This is a genomic window from Methylobacillus draconifructus (assembly GCF_045984385.1).
Lineage (GTDB): Bacteria > Pseudomonadota > Gammaproteobacteria > Burkholderiales > Methylophilaceae > Methylobacillus > Methylobacillus flagellatus_A.
Genome location: NZ_JBJQIJ010000004.1, coordinates 489,829 through 509,608 on the forward strand (window position 1 = coordinate 489,829; position 19,780 = coordinate 509,608).

The 19,780-nt window shown below is 57.2% G+C and carries 22 protein-coding genes; 21 read left to right on the forward strand and 1 reads right to left on the reverse strand.

Annotated features, from left to right (window positions below; translation table 11 throughout):
• Nucleotides 1-66: 66 nt before the first annotated feature.
• From ACKF11_RS11365 to fae, 9 genes are all read left to right on the forward strand, one after another.
• A complete protein-coding gene (locus ACKF11_RS11365; RefSeq protein ID WP_309565480.1) occupies nt 67-978 on the forward strand; it encodes an NAD(P)-dependent methylenetetrahydromethanopterin dehydrogenase in 912 nt (303 codons plus the stop codon).
• Between the two features lie 26 nt (nt 979-1,004).
• Nucleotides 1,005-2,114 carry an ATP-grasp domain-containing protein gene (locus ACKF11_RS11370; RefSeq protein WP_407997135.1) on the forward strand — a complete coding sequence of 370 codons (1,110 nt, stop codon included), beginning with the start codon at nt 1,005-1,007 and terminating at the stop codon, nt 2,112-2,114.
• A gap of 21 nt (nt 2,115-2,135) precedes the next feature.
• Nucleotides 2,136-3,119: a methenyltetrahydromethanopterin cyclohydrolase gene (gene mch / locus ACKF11_RS11375; RefSeq protein ID WP_407997136.1), complete on the forward strand. Its 984-nt coding sequence runs from the start codon at nt 2,136-2,138 to the stop codon at nt 3,117-3,119.
• Nucleotides 3,119-4,045, forward strand: a complete 927-nt coding sequence (locus ACKF11_RS11380; RefSeq protein WP_407993591.1) for an ATP-grasp domain-containing protein — start codon at nt 3,119-3,121, stop codon at nt 4,043-4,045. The genes mch and ACKF11_RS11380 overlap by 1 nt, the downstream gene beginning before the upstream one ends.
• On the forward strand, nt 4,042-4,887 hold the full coding sequence (locus ACKF11_RS11385) for a triphosphoribosyl-dephospho-CoA synthase (protein ID WP_407993590.1): 846 nt from the start codon (nt 4,042-4,044) through the stop codon (nt 4,885-4,887). Before ACKF11_RS11380 ends, ACKF11_RS11385 begins: the two co-directional genes overlap by 4 nt.
• 134 nt (nt 4,888-5,021) lie before the next feature.
• Nucleotides 5,022-5,972 carry a transaldolase gene (tal, locus tag ACKF11_RS11390; RefSeq protein ID WP_407997137.1) on the forward strand — a complete coding sequence of 317 codons (951 nt, stop codon included), beginning with the start codon at nt 5,022-5,024 and terminating at the stop codon, nt 5,970-5,972.
• Nucleotides 5,973-6,116: 144 nt separating this feature from the next.
• Nucleotides 6,117-6,746, forward strand: coding sequence for a 3-hexulose-6-phosphate synthase (gene hxlA / locus ACKF11_RS11395; protein ID WP_407997138.1), 630 nt, complete (start codon nt 6,117-6,119; stop codon nt 6,744-6,746).
• Nucleotides 6,747-6,863: 117 nt separating this feature from the next.
• Nucleotides 6,864-7,409 carry a 6-phospho-3-hexuloisomerase gene (gene hxlB, locus ACKF11_RS11400; protein ID WP_309565473.1) on the forward strand — a complete coding sequence of 182 codons (546 nt, stop codon included), beginning with the start codon at nt 6,864-6,866 and terminating at the stop codon, nt 7,407-7,409.
• 348 nt (nt 7,410-7,757) lie between these two features.
• A complete protein-coding gene (fae, locus tag ACKF11_RS11405; protein WP_230347420.1) occupies nt 7,758-8,294 on the forward strand; it encodes a formaldehyde-activating enzyme in 537 nt (178 codons plus the stop codon).
• An 88-nt stretch (nt 8,295-8,382) separates the two neighbouring features.
• On the opposite strand, the gene ACKF11_RS11410 is transcribed toward fae, so the two are convergent.
• Entirely contained in the window at nt 8,383-9,087 is a 705-nt protein-coding gene (locus ACKF11_RS11410) for a HisA/HisF-related TIM barrel protein (RefSeq protein WP_407997139.1), read from the reverse strand.
• A gap of 49 nt (nt 9,088-9,136) precedes the next feature.
• On the opposite strand from ACKF11_RS11410, the gene ACKF11_RS11415 reads away from it, so the two are divergent.
• The 12 genes from ACKF11_RS11415 to ACKF11_RS11470 all read left to right on the forward strand — a co-directional run bounded on the left by ACKF11_RS11415 (nt 9,137) and on the right by ACKF11_RS11470 (nt 19,777).
• A complete protein-coding gene (locus tag ACKF11_RS11415; RefSeq protein WP_407997140.1) occupies nt 9,137-10,111 on the forward strand; it encodes an ATP-grasp domain-containing protein in 975 nt (324 codons plus the stop codon).
• On the forward strand, nt 10,104-11,183 hold the full coding sequence (locus ACKF11_RS11420) for a hydantoinase/oxoprolinase family protein (RefSeq protein WP_407997141.1): 1,080 nt from the start codon (nt 10,104-10,106) through the stop codon (nt 11,181-11,183). The genes ACKF11_RS11415 and ACKF11_RS11420 overlap by 8 nt, the downstream gene beginning before the upstream one ends.
• Nucleotides 11,177-12,559 (forward strand): aminodeoxychorismate synthase component I, encoded by a 1,383-nt coding sequence (gene pabB, locus ACKF11_RS11425; protein ID WP_407997142.1) that lies wholly within the window; start codon nt 11,177-11,179, stop codon nt 12,557-12,559. The genes ACKF11_RS11420 and pabB overlap by 7 nt, the downstream gene beginning before the upstream one ends.
• Nucleotides 12,546-13,175, forward strand: a complete 630-nt coding sequence (locus ACKF11_RS11430; protein WP_309565468.1) for an amino acid kinase family protein — start codon at nt 12,546-12,548, stop codon at nt 13,173-13,175. Before pabB ends, ACKF11_RS11430 begins: the two co-directional genes overlap by 14 nt.
• 10 nt (nt 13,176-13,185) lie before the next feature.
• The gene (locus ACKF11_RS11435) at nt 13,186-13,563 is read left to right on the forward strand and encodes a 4a-hydroxytetrahydrobiopterin dehydratase (RefSeq protein WP_407993584.1); all 378 of its coding nucleotides are present in this window, start codon (nt 13,186-13,188) and stop codon (nt 13,561-13,563) included.
• Nucleotides 13,564-13,787: 224 nt separating this feature from the next.
• Nucleotides 13,788-13,979, forward strand: coding sequence for a Flp family type IVb pilin (locus ACKF11_RS11440; protein WP_407997143.1), 192 nt, complete (start codon nt 13,788-13,790; stop codon nt 13,977-13,979).
• A gap of 12 nt (nt 13,980-13,991) precedes the next feature.
• On the forward strand, nt 13,992-14,486 hold the full coding sequence (locus ACKF11_RS11445) for an A24 family peptidase (protein WP_407993582.1): 495 nt from the start codon (nt 13,992-13,994) through the stop codon (nt 14,484-14,486).
• Nucleotides 14,483-14,968, forward strand: coding sequence for a TadE/TadG family type IV pilus assembly protein (locus ACKF11_RS11450; protein WP_309565464.1), 486 nt, complete (start codon nt 14,483-14,485; stop codon nt 14,966-14,968). The genes ACKF11_RS11445 and ACKF11_RS11450 overlap by 4 nt, the downstream gene beginning before the upstream one ends.
• A 41-nt stretch (nt 14,969-15,009) precedes the next feature.
• Nucleotides 15,010-15,909 (forward strand): Flp pilus assembly protein CpaB, encoded by a 900-nt coding sequence (cpaB, locus tag ACKF11_RS11455; protein ID WP_407997144.1) that lies wholly within the window; start codon nt 15,010-15,012, stop codon nt 15,907-15,909.
• Nucleotides 15,910-17,271 (forward strand): type II and III secretion system protein family protein, encoded by a 1,362-nt coding sequence (locus ACKF11_RS11460; RefSeq protein WP_407997145.1) that lies wholly within the window; start codon nt 15,910-15,912, stop codon nt 17,269-17,271.
• Complete coding sequence (locus tag ACKF11_RS11465; protein ID WP_407997146.1) at nt 17,271-18,527, forward strand: CpaE/TadZ family protein; 1,257 nt, start codon at nt 17,271-17,273, stop codon at nt 18,525-18,527. Before ACKF11_RS11460 ends, ACKF11_RS11465 begins: the two co-directional genes overlap by 1 nt.
• Entirely contained in the window at nt 18,524-19,777 is a 1,254-nt protein-coding gene (locus tag ACKF11_RS11470) for a TadA family conjugal transfer-associated ATPase (protein ID WP_407997147.1), read from the forward strand. The genes ACKF11_RS11465 and ACKF11_RS11470 overlap by 4 nt, the downstream gene beginning before the upstream one ends.
• Nucleotides 19,778-19,780 lie beyond the last annotated feature (3 nt).

Consider the following 19,780-nt stretch of genomic DNA (forward strand, 5'->3'; position numbering starts at 1 on the left):
TTTGAAACAATGGCAACAGCCATTATTTACTCAACGTAAAGTACCGCATTAATGAGGGCAAGCGAAATGGAAGGGATCAAATTGGAAAAGCCTTATGTACTACACTTTATTACGCCATCGAAGAACGCCAGTCCGTTCGACGTGAACATGGCGTACGATGCGGGCTACGATGCAATTGCGCAATACACCAACGTGCAGCTGAATGAAGTGACCGGCCTTGTGCAGGATGCCATTTTCTCGCGCGGTCCTCGCGGCGTATGGCGCACCGGCATGCTGATCGGCGGCCGTGATGTGGATCTGGCGATGGACATGCTGGAAACTGCCAAGAAATCCATGGTGCCGCCTTTTGAAATTTCCGTGTTTGCCGACCCGTCCGGCGCGTTCACAACCTCCGCCGCAATGATGGCGCGTGTAGAGCAGTTGCTGATCAAGAATTTCGGCGGCACTCTCGAAGGCCGCAAGGTGAGCGTATTCGGCGCGACCGGCCCGGTGGGCGGCTGCACTGCCGTGATCGCCTCCAAGTATGGCGCAACCGTGCAGATGGTGGCGCACAAGACCATGGCGGATGTCGAAGAGAAGGCTGCAGCCTACAATAAGCGCTACGGCACCAGCATTGTCTGTGTCGACGGCAGCAACGACGAATTGAAGACGCAGATTCTGGCGAGCACCGACATTGCGCTTTGCTGCGCGGCGGCAGGCGTGCGCGTGCTGACCATCGAGCAGATGAAGAAGTCCAAGACCCTGAAGGTGGTGGCCGATGTGAATGCCGTGCCGCCGACCGGCGCGGAAGGCGTAGGCGTGATGGCCGATGGCGTGCTGATCGAAGGCACGGAAATCTACGGCGTGGGCGCCTTGGCGATCGGCAATATCAAGTACCAGACGCAGCAGCGCCTGTTCAAGCGCATGCTGGAAGGTCAAAGCCACGTCTACATCGACTTCATGACCGCGTTTGAACTTGCACGCAAAGACCTCGTGTAATCACGCTGAATAACAAGATCGCGATCGTGGCGGCAAATGTCCGCCCTTATGTCGTCGCAGCTTCGGCAGCAGGATTCCAAGTCCTGGCTGCCGATGTTTTTGGTGACGAGGATACTTTGCTTGCCTGCGACCGGCATTTGCTGCTGGATTATGGCAGCCGAGGATTCTCTGCCGACGCCGTGAGGGACTGCCTCCTGCCCGCGATTGAGGAGTTCGGCGCCAGCCGCTTGCTGTACGGCAGCGGTTTCGAAGCCCAGCCAGCCTTGATTGCCGAGCTTGCTTCGCAGGTAGATTTGGTTGGCAACTCTGCGGAAACCGTGGCCGCCTGCAAGGATGCACGCCGTTTTTTCCAGGCATGCGTCCAGCACCGCATCCCGGTGCCGGAAACTTGTTTTGATCAGTTCCCGGATCAATCCCTGTCCGGCGCGGAGGCTTCTCAATGGCTGAGCAAGAGGCAGGGCGGTTGCGGCGGCATGCATATTGCCCCGGCTGGATTGTCGACGGCGGGAGAAGGAAGCTATTTCCAGCGCAAGGTCGATGGACAGCCGTTTTCCTTGCTGTTTCTTGCCTCTGAGGGCGGTATTCAACCGCTGGGTTTCCAGCGGCAGTTATTGTCTCCTCTGGATTCCCTGCCATATCGTTATGGCGGCCTCGCCGGACCAGCCGTAATGGCTGGGGCTGTGACGAAGGAACTGATACGGGCTGCCGGGTGCCTGGCTGACGCATTTGGCTTGCGCGGCTTGAACAGCCTGGATGTGGTCGTGGACGGCGAGCAGTTCTGGGTGCTGGAAGTCAACCCGAGGTTGAGTTCCAGCCTGGGGCTGTACCCAATGGAAATGCAGGCCGAATGGCTGGTTTGCCATCTATCGGGACAACCCGCTAGTTTCACGTCATCCGGGCGAATCCAAGCAACGGCGAATCTGGTATTCTACGCTCCTTTCGATATCCGCATTCCGGGCGGCTTTTCATGGCCGGAATGGACGATGGACAAGCCTTTGGCCGGCAGCGCCATCGCTCGAAACATGCCCTTGTGCAGCATTGAAGCCGAGGCCGAAAATGCGCAGGATGCCGAAGCGCTGGCAAGAACACGAATGACATTATTGAGCGCTATGCTCCAACCATATTTCAACCCTTGATAGATAAATTAGGAGAACTCCATGTCCGAGGCTGTGATCGATACCAGTTATTGGCCAAGCGTTAATCAACTCACCAATCCGTTGGTCAAGCACTTGGTGGATAATGCCAAGACCTTGCGCCTGCTGGTGGAAAAGCTGCCCAGCGGAGCTACCGTCATCGATGCGGGCATCAAGGCCGAGGGCGGCCTGGAAGCCGGGCGCCTGATTGCTGAAATCTGCATGGGCGGCCTCGGGCATGTCAACCTGCATTCTTCCAGCACTTTCCCGCACTGGCCCTGGACGCTGTCCGTGCATTCCAACAATCCCGTGCTTTCTTGCCTGGGCAGCCAGTATGCCGGCTGGAGCCTTTCCCATGAAAAGTTCTTCTCTCTCGGTTCCGGCCCGGGCCGTGCGCTGGCTGGCCGTGAAGAGCTTTATAAGGAGCTGGGCTACAAGGACAGCGCCGATGCCGCAGTGCTGGTGCTCGAAAGCGACAAGGTGCCGCCGCAGGAGGTGGTCGAGAAGGTTGCGCGCGATACCGGCGTCAAGGCGGAGAACCTGACCTTCATCCTGACCCCGACCCGCAGCCTGGCCGGCACCGTGCAGATCGTGGCGCGCGTGCTGGAAGTGGCCTTGCACAAGATCCATACCTTGCACTTCCCGCTGGAGCACGTGGTCGATGGCGCGGCGAGCGCGCCGTTGCCGCCGCCGGCACCTGATTTCCTCATCGGCATGGGCCGTACCAACGATGCCATCCTGTTCGGCGGGCATGCGCATATCTTCGTCAAGGGCAGCGACGAGGCGGCAGCGAAGCTGGCTAAGGAATTGCCAAGCAGCGCCTCCCGCGACTACGGCCGTCCGTTCGCCGAGGTGTTCAAGGCGGTCAACATGGATTTTTACAAGATCGACCCCTTGTTGTTCAGTCCGGCCGCAGTGACGGTGACAGCCATCGAATCGGGCAAGAGCTTCATCGGCGGCAAGCTGGATGCGGCCCTGTTGGATCAGTCGTTCGGCTATAGCGCATAGTGGATCACCGTATTCCGGTTTTCACCGATGATCCCGGCTGGCATGGCAAGCGCCTCAAGGAGGCGTTTGCCGCGCGTGGATACGAGGCGGTATTCGTCTCCCTCAAGGACTGTGCGCTCAATCTTGGCCTTGGTGCCAACCAGCCGGCAGTCCTGATCCCGGGGTTTGAGGACGCCCTGCCAAAGGGAGTGTTCGTGCGCGGCGTGCCGGGCGGAACATTGCAGCGCGTGATTGCACGGCTCGATATCCTGCATGCGCTCAAGCTGCTGGGCGTGGTGGTCTATAACGACGGCCATGCGGTGGAGCGCACCGTCGACAAGGCCATGACCAGCTTCCTGCTGCACCTGAACCAGGTGCCGACGCCGCAAACCTGGGTTTGCGAGTCGCGCTACCAGGCGCAGGAAATCTACCTCAGGGAAACAATGGCCGGCCGGCAATTGGTGCTCAAGCCGTTGTTTGGCTCGCAAGGGCAGGGCATACGCAAGCTCACGCATGAAACCGCCTTCCCCATCCCCATGGAGCAATATGTGGACGGCCTGTACTACCTGCAGGCCTATGTGGACAGCGGCGAGGGCGCCTGGCATGACCACCGGGTGTTCGTTATCAAGGGCAAGGCGGTTGCCGCCATGATCCGTCATGGCAGCCACTGGGTGAATAACGTGGCCCAGGGCGGCCGTTGCGAGGCGGTTGCGGCCGAGGGCGAGCTGGTCCAGCTGGCGGAGGCCGCTGCCAGGGCGGTCGATGTGGACTATTGCGGCGTGGATATCATCCGGGACGGTGCCGGCAAGCTTTACGTGCTGGAAGTCAACAGCATCCCGGCATGGAAGGGCCTGCAAGGGGCAACCGGCCTGAATATCGGGCAGCTCCTGGTCGACGATTTCCTCTCCCGCATCCATACGCAACCTGCCTTGACGGCCGTCTCATGAACGGTTCCCAGCTTGCCGAAGCCTTCCGTGCGGCATGCATGGCGGAGCTGACCAGCCTCAAGCCGGGCAATGTACATATCTTTGCCGACGGACACGGCATGGTGGTGCAGGAGTTCATTCGCAGCGCCGATGCCGTAGCCGGCGTGATTGCACAGCCAGGGCTTTCGGTGGGGCAGCGCATCCTGGCTTCGGTGGAAGCAACCTGGAACGTCGTGGATTGCAATACCAACCTTGGCATCGTGTTGTTGTCCGCGCCCTTGATCCATGCCGCCTTGTCTGATGCGAAAGGTTCGCTGCGCCAGCGGTTGCTGCAGGTACTGGCGCAATTGGATGTCTGTGATGCCGAGCTTGCGTTCAAGGCCATCGTCCGCGCTTCCCCAGGAGGCTTGGGCGAGGCTGGCGAGCATGACGTGCGCGAAGCGCCGAGCATTACCTTGCTTGAGGCAATGCAGGCTTCTGCCGGGCGGGATCGTATCGCCTGGCAGTATGCGCACGGATTCGAAGATGTGTTTGGCGTCGGCCTGGATGCGTATACGCAGGCGATGGGGAGATGGCAGAACGCTGCCTGGGCGACAACGGCGCTTTATTTGACGCTGTTAAGCCGCTTTCCTGATAGCCACATCCAGCGCAAGTACGGCCGGTTGCAGGCGGAAGACGTCAGCCGCCAGGCAGGCGTGCACCTGAATGCGTTGCTGTCGCACGAAAATCCCAAGCTTTACCAGCGGGCGTTGCTCCGGTTCGATGCCGAACTGAAGGAGCGGGAGCTGAATCCAGGAACCAGCGCAGACCTGACTGTCGCGACCTTGCTGGCGTATGCGCTGTCGAGACGCGACGCTCTATAGTTATGAATAAAATTCAGTTATACTAGCCCGATTCCTTTGGCGGGGTCTGGGCCTATTCCTGGCTGAACAGCCTCCCAGTCGGGCAAGCAAGTTTTCAAGCGTAATATTTCTGTATTTTCTCAAGGAGGAGCAATATGGCTAATTTATTCGATCAACTTAAGGAATTCACGACGATTGTAGCGGATACCGGCGATGTGGAAGCGATCAAGAGCGTTAAGCCTTACGATGCAACCACCAACCCATCCCTGCTGCTGAAGGCAAGTACCATTCCTCAATATGCTCCACTGATCGATGAAGCAATCGCCTACGCCAAGTCCCAGAGCAGCGACAAGGCACAACAAATCGAAGACGCTGCCGACAAGCTGGCCGTATTGATCGGTCAAGAAATCCTCAAGCATATCCCTGGCAAGATCTCCACGGAAGTGGACGCACGCCTGTCCTTCGACACCGAAGCGATGGTGCAAAAGGGCCGCAAGCTGATCAAGCTGTACGCTGATGCCGGCATTTCCAAGGATCGCGTACTGATCAAGCTGGCTTCCACCTGGGAAGGCATCAAGGCTGGTGAGATCCTCGAGAAGGAAGGCATCAACTGCAACCTGACACTGTTGTTCAGCTTTGCCCAGGCGCGTGCCTGTGCTGAAGCTGGCGTGTTCCTGATTTCCCCGTTCGTTGGCCGTATCCTTGACTGGTACAAGGCCAAGACCGGTGAGACCTACACTGCTGAAACCGATCCAGGCGTTTTGTCCGTACGCCGCATTTATGCTTACTACAAGGAGCATGGCTACAAGACCGTGGTGATGGGCGCTTCCTTCCGCAATACCGGTGAAATCATTGCGCTGGCTGGTTGCGACCGCCTGACTGTTTCTCCCAACCTGTTGGAAGAGCTGAAGGCGACAGAAGGCAACCTGCCACGCGTGCTGGTGGATAACGGTGCTACCAAGCAACGTCCTGCCTTGTTGACAGAGAAAGAGTTCCGCTTCGAGCAGAACGAAGATGCCATGGCGACAGAAAAGCTGGCTGAAGGCATCCGCGGTTTCGTGGTTGACCAAAACAAGCTGGAAAAGGCATTGGCCGAAAAGCTGTAATGACTTCAATCGCCTGCGTGTCAATGCCTCATTAACGTTGACACGCGGCGCTCTTGGCGATTACCATTGCCGTTCCGCTTTTGTATAAAAAGTAGTTTTTATTTTCAGTAGTACTCAATTTGTAACCCTTTTGGAGGAAGTATCGTGGCATTGACACAAATGGCATTAGATTCACTGGATTTCGACGCAACCGTTGCGCTGGCTGAAAAGGTAGCTCCACACGTTGACATTCTCGAAATCGGTACACCATGTATCAAGCACAACGGTATCAAGTTGCTGGAAACTCTGCGCGCAAAGTTCCCTAACAACAAGATCCTGGTTGACCTGAAGACCATGGATGCTGGTTTCTACGAAGCTGAGCCTTTCTACAAGGCTGGTGCTGACATCACTACTGTTCTGGGTGTAGCTGATCTGGGTACTATCAAGGGTGTGATTGACGCTGCTAACAAGTACGGCAAAAAGGCTCAAGTCGACCTGATCAACGTAGCTGACAAGGCTGCTCGTACCAAGGAAGTTGCTAAGCTGGGCGCGCACATCATCGGTGTTCACACTGGCCTGGACCAACAAGCTGCCGGTCAAACTCCATTCGCTGACCTGTCGACTGTTACCGGTCTGAACCTGGGTCTGGAAGTTTCCGTTGCTGGTGGTGTTAAGCCAGCTACCGTTAAGCAAGTTAAGGACGCTGGTGCTACCATCATCGTTGCTGGCGCTGCTATCTACGGTGCTGCTGATCCAGCTGCTGCTGCTGCTGAAATCACTGGTCTGGCTAAGTAATCTTTCGCTTAAGCCAAGCTAAAAAAATCCACCATACATAGCTCTTCCGAGCTAAGTTGGTGGATTTTTTATTATGGCCTTTTAGAGTTTCATCATCGTTTAATTAAGGTGAATACTATGAATAAATATCAAGAGCTCGTGGTCAGCAAACTGACCAATGTAATCAACAATACAGCAGAAGGCTATGATGACAAGATTCTGAGCCTGGTTGATGCTGCCGGCCGTACTTTTATCGGCGGCGCTGGCCGTTCCCTGTTGGTTTCCCGTTTCTTCGCCATGCGCCTGGTGCATGCCGGCTATCAAGTGAGCATGGTGGGCGAGGTTGTCACGCCAAGCATCCAGGCTGGCGATCTCTTCATCGTGATCTCCGGTTCCGGCAGCACGGAAACCTTGATGCCTCTGGTCAAGAAGGCCAAGAGCCAAGGCGCCAAGATCATCGTGATCTCCATGAAGGCCCAGTCTCCGATGGCGGAGCTGGCTGACCTGGTGGTGCCGGTCGGCGGCAACGATGCACATGCATTCGACAAGACTCATGGCCTGCCTATGGGCACCATTTTCGAGTTGTCTACGCTTTGGTTCCTGGAAGCCACAATTGCCAAGCTGGTAGACCAAAAGGGCCTGACAGAAGAGGGCATGCGCGCGATCCACGCCAACCTCGAATAAGCCCTCGGTTTTAATACCAAGGCGAAACCCGGACGCCCCACAAGGTCTCCGGGTTTTTTATTGCTTAATTTTCAATCTTGTGTGAACTTCTATTTAAAGTATCACACTAACTCGCCGTTACCATGCATATGCTCATGCTCATCATGGTGAGTAGACCGGGGACAAGCCCGATGTTAATTTTGTATGGAAGCAAATTATTTATGTGGCAATTCACATAGTTTTCATAAACTATGTATAATATTTGCAAATTTTCAAGCTTGACGTTAAACAGACGTAAGGCAGTTAGATGGCATAGCTAACCCGGCAATGTCGACGTGTTTCTACGGAAACTTTATATTGGAGAATGAAATGGCAGTTATTGATCGCGTTTTAGTAGGTGAAGCTCTTGTTATTGACAATCGTCCTGACGGCAGCGGCCTGGACCTGCTGAACGTAGCTCACATCGATCTGATTATTGGGCCTCGCGGTAGCGCTGCAGAAGACGCTTTCTGCCGCACTTTGACCGACCAGAAGGAAGGCGTAAACGGCCTGTTGGCTATCGTGGCTCCTAACCTGATGGTGAAGCCTGCTACCGTGATGTTCAACAAGGTTACCATCAAGAACGGCAAGCAAGCTGTTCAGATGTTCGGCCCTGCACAACGCGGTATCGCGATGGCTGTGATGGATTGTGTTGCCGACGGCACCATTCCACAAGAAGAAGCTGATGACGTATTCATCTCCGTAGGTGTATTCATCGACAGCCGTGCTGACATCGATGAGCGTATCCAAGAGTGGAACTACCAAGCAACTAAGCAAGCGATCAAGAACGCTGTTGCACGTGAGCCTAAGGTAGCTGATGTACTGAAGAGCTACAAGGAATCTGCTCACCCATTCCAAGCTAAGTAATCCTCTAGCGTGGAAGATCCGATATCGCCATCATGATATCGGAACACAGAACGAACGCCCTGATATTCCGGTATCAGGGCGTTTTGCTTTATGAAGCGAGCAAGGTGCGCAATGCGCTTTTATCCAGGCTACCGTTGTGCAACGCGCTGGCGATCAGTGCGCCCTTGATGCCTTTTCCACCCAGTAATTGCAAATCGCCCAAGTGGCGAATGCCGCCAGCAGCATAGATGCAGTGCCCGGGATACCGGGAGTGGAAGCGAGTCAGTTTTTCCATGTCAGGGCCATTGTGGCTGCCGACGTGCGGCAGGCTCATGACGATCACGTCCTGGGGCCATGACGTACTGTTGTGCAATAGCTCGGGAGGCCCTTGATACCCGGCCGCGGTGAAGTCCAGCGACAGGATATGCCGGCTCGCACATGCCTGGGCAAGCTGGTGCCAAGTGGCTAGGTCAGGAATGCTTTCAGTGCCAAGCACCGGACGCAGGCGGGCATGCTTCCAATGCTGGATATCCGCGACGGAGCTGATGCCTGCATCAATCCAGATTTCTAGGTCGGGATGTTGGGAAAGCAATGTGTCGATTAGGTTGCGATGGTGGCCGCGGCCTTGTATCGCGTCCAAATCGGCAATGTAGAGGATAGGGAATGGGTATAATCCCAGCAATGCTTGAACAATCTCCGAAGCTTCGCTGCCGTGGCAAAGATTGGAAACAATCGGCTGGTAATGCGCGCGGTCGCCCTTGCGTGCATGGACCACGGCGCCATTCATCAGATCAATCACGGGTATGACTTGCACAAGCGCTCCTTTTTCTTTGTCCCAGTCACCGGCTGCAATGCGTATCCTGGTGTGTGAATATCTCACAGCGGGAGGATTATACCGCGAGCCCATTCCAGCATCGCTGGCGCAGGAGGCTCTCCTGATGCGGGATGCCATGCTGGGCGCCATGAGTGACGTTCCTGGTGTGGAAATCCTTTCGGCGCACGATGCGCGCTTGCCGTTGCCGGAGCATGTATCACGGTGTCATGTGTTGAATGAGGATGATGTGCCCTGGCAAGTGTGGACGTCACTGATTGCCGAGGCAGATCTGGTATGGCTGGTAGCACCGGAAAGTGCCGGCGCTTTATTGCAATTGACGGAATTGGCCGAGGCCTCAGGCAAGGCGTTGCTTTCAAGCGCGGGCGAGTCGGTCAGGGTGGCCGGCAGCAAGTGGCTGACCTACCAACAATTGCATTCTGCTGGTGTGCCTGTCGTGGAAACCATGCGGGTTCCGCATCGTCCTGGTTCAGGAAGTGCCTGGGTGGCCAAACCGGATGATGGCGTGAGCTGCGAGGGTGCCAGATATTTCCGGGATGTACATGCGTTGGAACATTGGCTGCGGCATGCGCCAGCGGATCATATCGTGCAGCCTTATGTGCAAGGGCAGCCGGCCAGCCTGACCATGCTCTGCCGTGGCGGCAAGGCCTGGTTATTGACGTGCAATCAACAATTGATTGAGTTCGAGCAGGGAAAAATATGTTATCGCGGCGGAGTCGTGAACGGCGCTGCCGGGCATTGGGCAAGTTTTGACCGGCTTGCCCGCCAGGTTGCCGCGGCCATGCCGGGTTTGTTCGGTTATGTGGGCGTCGACTTGATCATCGGCAACGATGGCGGCTTGCATGTCCTGGAGGTGAATCCGCGCCTGACCACTTCTTTTGCCGGGCTTCAGGCTGCGATCCACTATAACCCGGCGCGGTTGCTGCTGGACTTGTTTTATAATGAGGCCTTCAAGCTGCCGGCTGGATTGCAGCGCAACCGAATTGAAATCAATCTGAATGACTGAAACAACCCCTTCTGCCCAATATTATCTCGGTTGGGACATTGGTGGTGCCAATCTGAAAGCGGCCCTGGTGCGCGCGGATGGCGTTGCCGTCCAGGTAGTGCAGGTTCCATGCCCTTTATGGCAAGGCCTGGATCAATTGGATGCCGCGTTGAATGCGGCATTTGCCCAATTGGGCGCGCCTCAAGGCATTCGCCATAGCGTGACGATGACCGGGGAGCTGGCGGATATTTTTCCTGACCGGCCCAGCGGCGTATGGGAAATCGCGTCGCGGGCGCATGCCAGGCTCGGCGGGGAGGTGTTGTTCTTTGCCGGCGCCAACGGCTTTGTGCCATTGGCGCAGGTGCAGGCGAACGCCAATGCGATTGCGTCGGCCAATTGGCTGGCAAGTGCGGCTTTTGTCGCACGCAAGCTGAAGCAAGGCCTGTTCATCGATATCGGCAGCACCACAGCGGATTTTGTCCTGCTTCAGGACGGCCGCCCCGCCAATCTCGGGCTGACCGATGCGGAGCGCATGCAGTATGAGGAACTGGTCTACACTGGCGTGGCGCGTACCTCCCTCATGGCATTGGCTTCCCGCATTCCTTTTGCCGGGCAATGGCACAATGTAGCGGCTGAGCATTTTGCGACAACGGCCGATGTCTACCGGCTGACCGGCGAGTTGGAGACAGCAGAGGATATGGCGGCGACGGCGGATGGCGCTGGCAAGAGTATCGAGGAAACCTGCAGGCGTCTCGCAAGAATGGTGGGGCGGGATGCCGGCGATGCCGACAAGGCGGCCTGGGTGCATTTGGCGCAGGCGTTCAAGCAGCAGCAGCTGGCCTTATTGCGTCACGCGACCTTGCGCAATCTTTCCCGTAATTTGATTCGGCCAGGAACACCGTTCATCGGCGCAGGGGCCGGGACATTCCTTGTGCGCGAGCTGGCTCAGCAGCTAGGCCATGAGTTCATCGCGGTCAGTTCCTTGTTGAAGGCTGAGTCGGATCCAGTCAGGAATTGGGCTGGCATTTGCCTGCCTGCCTATGCCGTCGCCAATTTGGGCATTCCTGCAACGGGAGCGGAGTCGTTATGCTGAGGCGGGAACTTCCCTACTTGGCGGATAGTTCCTCCCTGTTCGCGAGAATAGCGCAACGGCCTTGGGCCATTTACCTGGATAGCGGGCGTCCCGGCAACGAGTACGGGCGCTATGATATCATGGTGGCCGATCCTGTCATGACGTTCATCACGCGTGGCGGTACGACCGAGGTGCATGACCGGGAGGGCGCGCACGAATCCCATGAAGACCCATTTCTATTGCTGAAGCAGGCGTTGCGGCAATATCCGCGCTTGCAGTCGGACTTGCCGTTTACCGGCGGTGCAGTCGGCTATTTCGGCTATGACCTGGCACGCAGTATTGAATCCTTGCCCAGCCAGGCCCACGATGGCGAAAATATTCCTGAACTGATGGTGGGCATTTACGATTGGGCCGTCATCGTTGATCACCGCAAGCAGCAAACCTGGCTGGTGTGTTGCGCGATTGCCGAAGAGCGCAAAGCCGGCTGGGAATCGTTATGTGCATCGTTTGAAGAGGATGACAGGCGGCAGAATGCTGGCTTCGCCGTCAATACGCCAGTACGTTCCAATTTTGATGCTGCGGGTTATCAGCATGCGTTTGAGCGCATCCAGCGCTATATCCACGAGGGCGATTGCTACCAGGTGAACTTGGCTCAGCGCTTCAGTGCTGATGCCAGCGGCGACGCGTGGCACGCTTATCAATATTTGCGCGGCATAGGCCCGGCGCCTTTCATGGCCTTCATGAACCTGCCCGGGGTGCAGGTGTTGTCTGATTCACCTGAGCGTTTCCTCCAGGTAAGCGGACGCCATGTCGAAACCCGTCCGATCAAAGGCACCCGTCCACGGTCAGCCGATGCCGGCGAAGACGCACGCCAGGCGGATGACCTGAAAAGCAGCCTCAAGGACAGGGCAGAGAATCTCATGATCGTCGATTTGTTGCGCAACGATATCGGCAAGAGCTGCGCCACCGGTTCCGTCAGGGCCGACCGCCTGTTTGTACTCGAAAGCTATGCCAACGTGCACCATCTGGTCAGCACCGTGACGGGAAAGCTGGCTGACCAATATGAGGCGGTCGACCTGCTGCGCGGCGCATTTCCCGGCGGTTCCATCACCGGGGCGCCCAAGCTCAGGGCCATGGAAATCATCGAGGAGCTGGAGCCGCATCGGCGTGGCGTCTATTGCGGCGCCATCGGTTACATCGGGTTTGACGGCAATATGGATACCAATATTGCGATCCGCACGGCGGTTTATTCGCACGGGGAAATCCGCTTCTGGGCTGGAGGTGGTATCGTAGCGGATTCGGAAGCGGATAAAGAATATCGCGAAACCTGGGATAAGGCATCAACCATGCTAAAACTCGTTGAACATTTTCGGGGTGACCAAGATGTGGGTAATTAAACTGGGAGGCAGTCTTCTAGGCTCGTCCGAGCTCAATCTCTGGCTGGATGTCGTGGCGCGCCATGGGGACGGCAAGGTGCTGATCGTGCCCGGAGGAGGTATTTTTGCCGATGCTGTGCGCGATGCCCAGATCAGCAGCGGCATCGATGACGCGACCGCGCACCGCATGGCAGTCATGGCGATGGACCAATATGGGGTCCTGATGACCGGCTTGAGCCCGCGTTTGGTCACCGCCAAGAGCGAGCTGGAAATCGCCGAACGCGGCTGGCAGCACCGCGGTATCGTCTGGCTGCCCAGCGACATGATCTGTGCCGATGAGACCATTCCCATGAATTGGGGAATTACTTCCGACAGCTTGGCTGCCTATCTTGCGGCCAAGCTCAATGCCGAACACCTGATTCTCGTAAAATCCTCGCGTCCTGACGCGGACCAGCAGGTTTCGCTGGAAAAGCTGACCAAGGAAGGGTTCGTCGACGACGCCTTCGGCGACCACATTGCCGGGCGGGCGTTCAACACCTGGGTGGTCGGGCGCCAGGATTGCGTGGCATTCAACGACGGCTTTAGCGAAGAGGAACTGACGCGGGTAGGCTTGCCGGTGCGTTGTTCCTGGAATTGAAGGAGGACATATGGGCGAAACGGAAGGTACTTACAGCGAAGCGGAAATCCAGGCCAGGATTGCGGCGGAGTTGCCGCACTGGTATTACGAGGATGGCTGGATACGCCGCAAATACAAGACCAGCGGCTGGAAGGCGACCCTGATGGTGGTCAATACCGTCGGGCATCTTGCCGAAGCGGCCTGGCATCATCCCGACCTGACGGTGTCCTATGCGTTCGTCATCGTCAAGCTGTGCACCCATAGCGCCAAGGGCATTACCGACAAGGACTGGGAACTGGCGCATAAGATAGAATCCGTGATCCAGTGGCAGCCGGCCAAGGAGCAAGGCGCGCTGGAAGGCACTCCTAATGACGATGCCCGCTTCAAATACATCAAGTACGACGACTGATACTTAGTTTCCAGTCTCCACGCATATATAAGACGGCCAGGATGTTTATCCTGGCCGTTTTTTTTGCCCAGCCCTTAAAGAAACCGGGAGTGTTGCCGATAGATAAATTGTAATTATCATATTTTTCATATTTACTGTATTTATCAAAATGTGTATGCTGTGCTTCAGCTGCGATTGAAAATCGCCCGGCATAACTTGAACGAGTAGTCGAGAAGGAGACAAACATGTTTGCAACGATGAAACAGTGGCTGGTGAATCTTTACCTGGATGAAGAGGGCGCAAGCGGCATTGAATATGCCCTGATTGCAGCGATGGTGGCGGTGGTGATCGCAGGGTTGTCCGATGGGGTTAGGACGGCCGTCAGTACGATTTTCACGAATATTAGTACTGCACTCACTACTGCGGCAGCTGCTTGAAGGATTGTTCTGATGCTAACGCTGCTCTGTATCTGGGCGGGATTGCTGGCTTTTTATGATTTCTCCCAGAGACGCATTCCTAATCTGCTCAGCTTGGGGGCATTCGTTATTGGCTGTATCTATATGGTAGTAACAGGAGAGGTTTTCTACTACGGCCAGCCCATATCCTCTGCCTTTTGGGGCTTGGCCGTTTCTTTTCTTCTGACGATTCCCGGATATGCCACCAAAACATTGGGCGGCGGGGACGTGAAACTGCTGGCGGCGATTGCCGTACTGTGCGGCGTGAAGGTGGTGGTGGCGAGTTTCGTGCTGGCATCGCTAGGCGTTCTGGCGGCATTGGTAATCTGGTGGCAGTTGAGCCCGCAATTGAGTACTTCAGGCTGGGTGTCGGTGAGCAGGGAAAGCAACAAGCGGCGTTATATCCCTTTCGGTGCTGCGCTGGCATTGGCGATGGGCGTTGTCATCCTGTTTCCGGAAATATGGGGGATGGAATCATGGCATCTATGAAGCACATATCAAGTAGGCGTATATCCAGGCATCGGCAATCCGGCGCTGCGGCGATCGAGTTCGCCTTGTTGTTCATGCTGTTCTTCACCTTGTTCTATGCATTGGTGACGTACGCCATCTTGTTCCTGTTGCAGTCGTCTTTCGTCTTTGCCGCATCGGAAGGCGCGCGGGCGGCTATCGCCGTGGATCCGATGGCTTATAGCAGCAGTGCCCAGTATGCCAATGAAGGTATTGCCTCGCGGGTCAGGCATACGGTAGGCAATGCGTTGACCTGGCTGCCGGAGAGCGTGCGGGAGCACGTGCTGGGCGCCGGCAACAGCAAGGTGGTGGTGGATGTGGCCGGCGGCAGCTTGACCGTGCGGGTGGTGTATTCCAATTACAACGATAACCCGGTCATCCCCATCCTGACCATTCCCGGCTATGGGCCCATGCTGCCCATGCCACTGGATTTACAAGGTAATGCCAGGATAAATCTCGTCTGACCTGGCATTACCGCTGATTACAACAGCGGAACATCATAATAATGAGCGGAAATGCATTAAGGATTACAGCAATCCTTCTATTCATCGGGGCGGTATTGATAGGCTGGTATGGCATCAGGGCGGGGCGTCAGCCCGAGGTGCATGCGCCGGCTCCAGCGCCAGCGGTGCGCTACTCCCAAGTGGTTGCACGCCAGGATATCCCGGCCGGGCATGTATTGCTGCCGGAAGATCTGGCGCTGGAAGAGAGTGAAAGCCAAAACCCATTGGCTTTCACCTCTATTGCAGACTTGATCGGGCGCATGGTGGAAAGCGGCGTGGAGAAAGATGCGCCTGTGCTGTCCACCCACTTCGCGCAGCGAGGCCCGGCCGCGCAATTGCTCAAGCATGGCGAGCGCGGCGTTGCCATCAAGGTCGACGAAGTCGTCGGCGTAGGCGGGTTTATCCAGCCTGGCGACCATGTCGACGTACTGGTGTATATCAATAGCAGCAACGGCATGACCACGGATAGCTCCGCGCAGTCCATCCTCAAGGATGTGCGCGTGATAAGTTACGGCGAAGCTCTGCAGCAGAATGTCTCCTCCTCAAGTGTCTCCCCCGGGCCTGCTTCGCTACTTGCCGACAATAGTGGTACCGGCAAGCAGCAAGCGTTGAGCGGACATTCTGCTGTCATCGCCGTCAAGGAAGAGGATGTCTCCCGCCTGATGCTGGCGGCCAGCGGCGGCACTTTGCGCCTGTCCCTGCGTGGCGCCAGCCCTGATTCACCAAGCAAATCCAGCGATTTGGTACGGTTGTCGGAAATTACCGGGTTGCAGCAACAAACCAGGGTTCCTGCCGTGCCCAGGCCTGTAAAAGCATTGCCGGCAAAGAAACAAGCCGGGGTGGTCAATGTCGTTGTCCACTCCGGCGACAAGACGGAAACGATCAGTTTCAAAGGACAATAAATGGCAGCATTCAATTCACGGGGAAAATGGGCCTGCATGGCGGGGGCTGGCTTGCTGTTGCTCGGGCAGTGGGCTTGGGCCGAGGAGGTTCTGGTCAGCATGGGGCAGCAAAAGTTGTATGAGCACACGGTTGCGTTGCAGCGCGTCGCCGTGGCCGACCCGGCAGTGCTTGCGGTCACGCTGACCAGCCCCAAGACCATGATGATCGTGCCCAAGGCAGTCGGCGCCACTGAAATCAGCCTGTGGGACAGCCAGGCGGCCCAGCCCAGCCGGGTGTTGCAAGTCAGCGTGTCGCCTTCGCTGGCGTTTGAGAACCAGGGCTTGAAGGCGGCTGATGTGGAGGATTTGCATATCGAGGCTGCGGGAAACGGCGTCGCCCTCACCGGGGAGGCGCGGTCGCTCGAAGAGCATGCCAGGGCGCTGGAATCCTTGCAGAAAGACCGCAAGGGGGCGCTGGATGTAGCAAGCAGCGAGTTCGAAAGCCATGTGCAGATCGACATCAAGGTGGTGGAGGTCAGTAGGCAGAATGCGATGCGCTTTGGCTTCCTTCTCGGGCGGAACAACAGCCGCAGTCATGAAGACTTTGGTGTTGTGGCACCTCCCAGCAGCTTTTCCGGGGTAGAGAATAGCGGAGACGGTTTCAACTTTACCAGCGGTTCTGGGTTCTTGCCCATCCTGAATGCATTCAATGTGGTATTCGGCAATCATGGTTCTGGTTTGCTAGGCAGCTTGAGCATACTCGAAACCAACGGTTTTGCTTACACCCTTGCCGAACCATCGTTGTCCGCCATCTCGGGCCAGACCGCCACCTTTCTCGCCGGGGGCGAGTTCCCGGTGCCGATCCGTACCGGCGGCGGGTCTGATAGCGCCATCACGATCCGTTACAAGGAATACGGCGTCAGGCTGATGCTGACGCCCACCATCCTCAGCAGCGAGCGGATTTTTCTCAAGGTGGCGCCGGAAGTCAGCGAGCTGGATTTCGCCAATGCGGTCCAGACCGGCGGCGTGGCGGTGCCCGGCCTCAAGGTCAGGCGCACGGAGACCAGCGTATCGCTGGGCAACGGCGAGAGCTTCGTGATCAGCGGCATGGTGAGCCGCAATACCGTCAACAACATAGACAAGATGCCCTGGCTGGGCAATATCCCGATTATCGGGGCTTTTTTCAGCTCCAAGCGTTTCGACCGCGAGGACAAGGAGTTGCTGATGGTCGTGACGCCCCGTCTGGTGCGCCCGATTGCGCGCAACGCCGCACTGCCGGCGTTACCGGGGGACGAACTCAGGCACTACAAACCGTCATTCAGCGAGTTTTTCCTCTCGCGTGACGCCTATCCGAAACCAAGCTCAACAGGGATGTCACGCTAATGCACGATAGCCGGAACTACATTGTGGTCAGCAATGGTGACGAATGCATACGCTGGCTCAGGAATATCTCCGACCATTCCAGCAAGTTCATCTTCGTGGAAGAACAGGATACCCGCAAGGTGATGCAATTGGTCGATGCCGTCGATATCAATGCCGTGCTGCTGCATATGCGCTCGCAGGATTTCCGGCAGGAAGTGGCGTTGTCGCCGGCATTCCTGCAAGAGGTCGCCTTCATCGAGGAGATCAGTTCCACCCGGCCCGATCTGCCGGTGCTTGCCCTGGCGGATACGACGGATGAGCAATTGCTGTTGACGATCATGCGCGCCGGGGCCAGGGATTTCATTCGCATCGGCAGCAAGGAAAACGAGCTCCTTGCCATCCTGGGGCGGTATAGCTTGCGCAATGCCATCCGGCGCGAGCAATCGGCCCCGCAACAGGCATCGGGCCGGATTACGGCCATCATCAATGCGCGGCCCAGCCCTGATTCGGCCATGCTGGCGATCCATTTGGCCCAGGCGATGCAGGAAACGGAATCGACGCTGCTGGTCGACTTGGGCATCCCGCATGCGGACAGCCTGTTGTTCATGGGCGTGCAGGGGAAATACAGTTTTGTGGATGTGATGCGCAACCTGGCAAGAGTGGATGCAACCCTGATCGACACCGGGTTTGCCCGGCACCGGTCTGGGTTGACCGTGCTCTCCATGCCGGACGATCCGGAAGATGATTTCGAGATTTCCCCTGCGGATATCTATACGGTATTGCGCACATTGAGGAAGCACTTCTCGCAGGTGGTGATCAACCTCGGCGGTGTGACGCGCGTGGATTTCCTGCAATTGCTGCTGTCCGCGGTGGACCGCACCATCCTCGTGGCTGAGCAGAGCGTGCCGAGTTGCAAGCGCAATTATGAGTTATTGCGCGCCTTGCGCGCGCAGAACCTGGAACTGCAGAACACCGGCCTGGTGCTGGATCATTACCTTCCACGCCTGCTGCCGGATGCCGACAACATTGCCAGTTCATTCGATTTGCCGCTGTTGGGCATGCTGCCTCCTGCAGGCATGATCCGCCTTTCTTCGGTCAATACCGGCGACAGCATATTGGAGTTGAGCCCCAAGAGCCTGTATGCCGTCAAGATACGCGAGATTGCGCAAATCCTGCAGGACAGCAGGAAAAAGTTACCCCGCAAGCCGGGTTTGGCTGCTAGTTTGCAGCGCTTGTTCAGCCATTGGCATCTCTCGAGATCCAAGTTGCTATCATGAGGCTCTCTGAATATCGGTTCGACCTCAAGGCGGCGGAGCAGTCGCAAGATACCAAGCTCCTGCTGCACAGCTATCTGATCGCGGAGATCGAGCAGGACCGGGCCGACTTGACCAACATGTCGCGCCAGCAGATGTTCACTTACGTCAATAGCAAGGTCTACCGCTATGTGGCCGAGAAACAGCTGGTGGTGAGCGCCTACGACCTGGAAAAGCTCACCGAGGAAATGGTCGATGAGCTGGCGGGATTCGGCCCGCTGGAAACGCTGATCAAGGACGACAGCATCAACGACATCCTCGTCAACGGCGCCCGGGATATTTTCGTCGAGCGCAAGGGCAAGCTCGAAAAGAGCCAGTTGCGCTTTATCGACGACGAGCATGTGCTGCGCGTGATACGCCGCATCCTTTCCCCGTTGGGCCGCCGGGTGGACGAGGCCAGCCCAACCGTGGACGCGCGCCTGCCGGACGGCAGCCGCTTGAATGTGATTATCCCGCCGTTGGCCTTGAACGGGCCTTGCATGTCCATCCGCAAGTTCCGCAAGACGCCCATCCTCGGCAACGACCTTCTGGCCTACGGCACCTTGAACTCGCAAATGCTGAGTTTCCTGATCAATGCCGCCCAGCGCCGCGTCAATACCATCATCAGCGGCGGCACGGGCGCCGGTAAGACCACCATGCTTAATTTCATGAGCCGTTCCATTCCCTCCGGCGAGCGCATCGTCACCATCGAGGACGCGGCCGAGCTGAGGCTGGAGCATGACCATGTGGTGCGCCTGGAAACCCGCCCGCACAATCTCGACGGGGTGGGAGAGGTGTCCGCGCACGACCTGGTGCGCAACGCCCTGCGCATGCGGCCGGACCGCATCATCCTGGGCGAGGTGCGCAGCAGGGAGGTGATGGATATGCTGCAGGCCATGAACACCGGCCACGAGGGCTGCATGAGCACCGTGCATGCCAATAACCCGACCGATGCCTTGCTGCGCCTGGAGACCCTGGCGGGGCTGGCCGGATTCCAGGGGGCCGAGGCCACCTTGCGCAAGATGATTGCAGCAGCGATCGAGCTGATCGTGCAGGTCACCCGCATGCCGGACGGCAGACGTCGCATCACTTCGATTGTCGAAGTGGTGGGACTCCGCGACGAGCGTTTCGTCACCAACGAATTGTTCAGCTACAACCTGGAGCTGGAGCAGTTTGCCAGCCTGCCGGTCACTCCCAGCAACCCCAAGCTCCGCGGCGCGCTTGCCTTCAGTTAGGAG

What these genes read in the sequence shown, in the direction of transcription:
- ACKF11_RS11365 (WP_309565480.1), top strand. Translation starts at nt 67, where the DNA reads ATGGAAGGGATCAAATTGGAAAAGCCTTATGTACTACACTTTATTACG.
- mch (WP_407997136.1), top strand. Translation starts at nt 2,136, where the DNA reads ATGTCCGAGGCTGTGATCGATACCAGTTATTGGCCAAGCGTTAATCAA.
- ACKF11_RS11385 (WP_407993590.1), top strand. Translation starts at nt 4,042, where the DNA reads ATGAACGGTTCCCAGCTTGCCGAAGCCTTCCGTGCGGCATGCATGGCG.
- tal (WP_407997137.1), top strand. Translation starts at nt 5,022, where the DNA reads ATGGCTAATTTATTCGATCAACTTAAGGAATTCACGACGATTGTAGCG.
- hxlB (WP_309565473.1), top strand. Translation starts at nt 6,864, where the DNA reads ATGAATAAATATCAAGAGCTCGTGGTCAGCAAACTGACCAATGTAATC.
- fae (WP_230347420.1), top strand. Translation starts at nt 7,758, where the DNA reads ATGGCAGTTATTGATCGCGTTTTAGTAGGTGAAGCTCTTGTTATTGAC.
- ACKF11_RS11420 (WP_407997141.1), top strand. Translation starts at nt 10,104, where the DNA reads ATGACTGAAACAACCCCTTCTGCCCAATATTATCTCGGTTGGGACATT.
- pabB (WP_407997142.1), top strand. Translation starts at nt 11,177, where the DNA reads ATGCTGAGGCGGGAACTTCCCTACTTGGCGGATAGTTCCTCCCTGTTC.
- ACKF11_RS11430 (WP_309565468.1), top strand. Translation starts at nt 12,546, where the DNA reads ATGTGGGTAATTAAACTGGGAGGCAGTCTTCTAGGCTCGTCCGAGCTC.
- ACKF11_RS11435 (WP_407993584.1), top strand. Translation starts at nt 13,186, where the DNA reads ATGGGCGAAACGGAAGGTACTTACAGCGAAGCGGAAATCCAGGCCAGG.
- ACKF11_RS11440 (WP_407997143.1), top strand. Translation starts at nt 13,788, where the DNA reads ATGTTTGCAACGATGAAACAGTGGCTGGTGAATCTTTACCTGGATGAA.
- ACKF11_RS11445 (WP_407993582.1), top strand. Translation starts at nt 13,992, where the DNA reads ATGCTAACGCTGCTCTGTATCTGGGCGGGATTGCTGGCTTTTTATGAT.
- ACKF11_RS11450 (WP_309565464.1), top strand. Translation starts at nt 14,483, where the DNA reads ATGAAGCACATATCAAGTAGGCGTATATCCAGGCATCGGCAATCCGGC.
- cpaB (WP_407997144.1), top strand. Translation starts at nt 15,010, where the DNA reads ATGAGCGGAAATGCATTAAGGATTACAGCAATCCTTCTATTCATCGGG.
- ACKF11_RS11460 (WP_407997145.1), top strand. Translation starts at nt 15,910, where the DNA reads ATGGCAGCATTCAATTCACGGGGAAAATGGGCCTGCATGGCGGGGGCT.
- ACKF11_RS11465 (WP_407997146.1), top strand. Translation starts at nt 17,271, where the DNA reads ATGCACGATAGCCGGAACTACATTGTGGTCAGCAATGGTGACGAATGC.
- ACKF11_RS11470 (WP_407997147.1), top strand. Translation starts at nt 18,524, where the DNA reads ATGAGGCTCTCTGAATATCGGTTCGACCTCAAGGCGGCGGAGCAGTCG.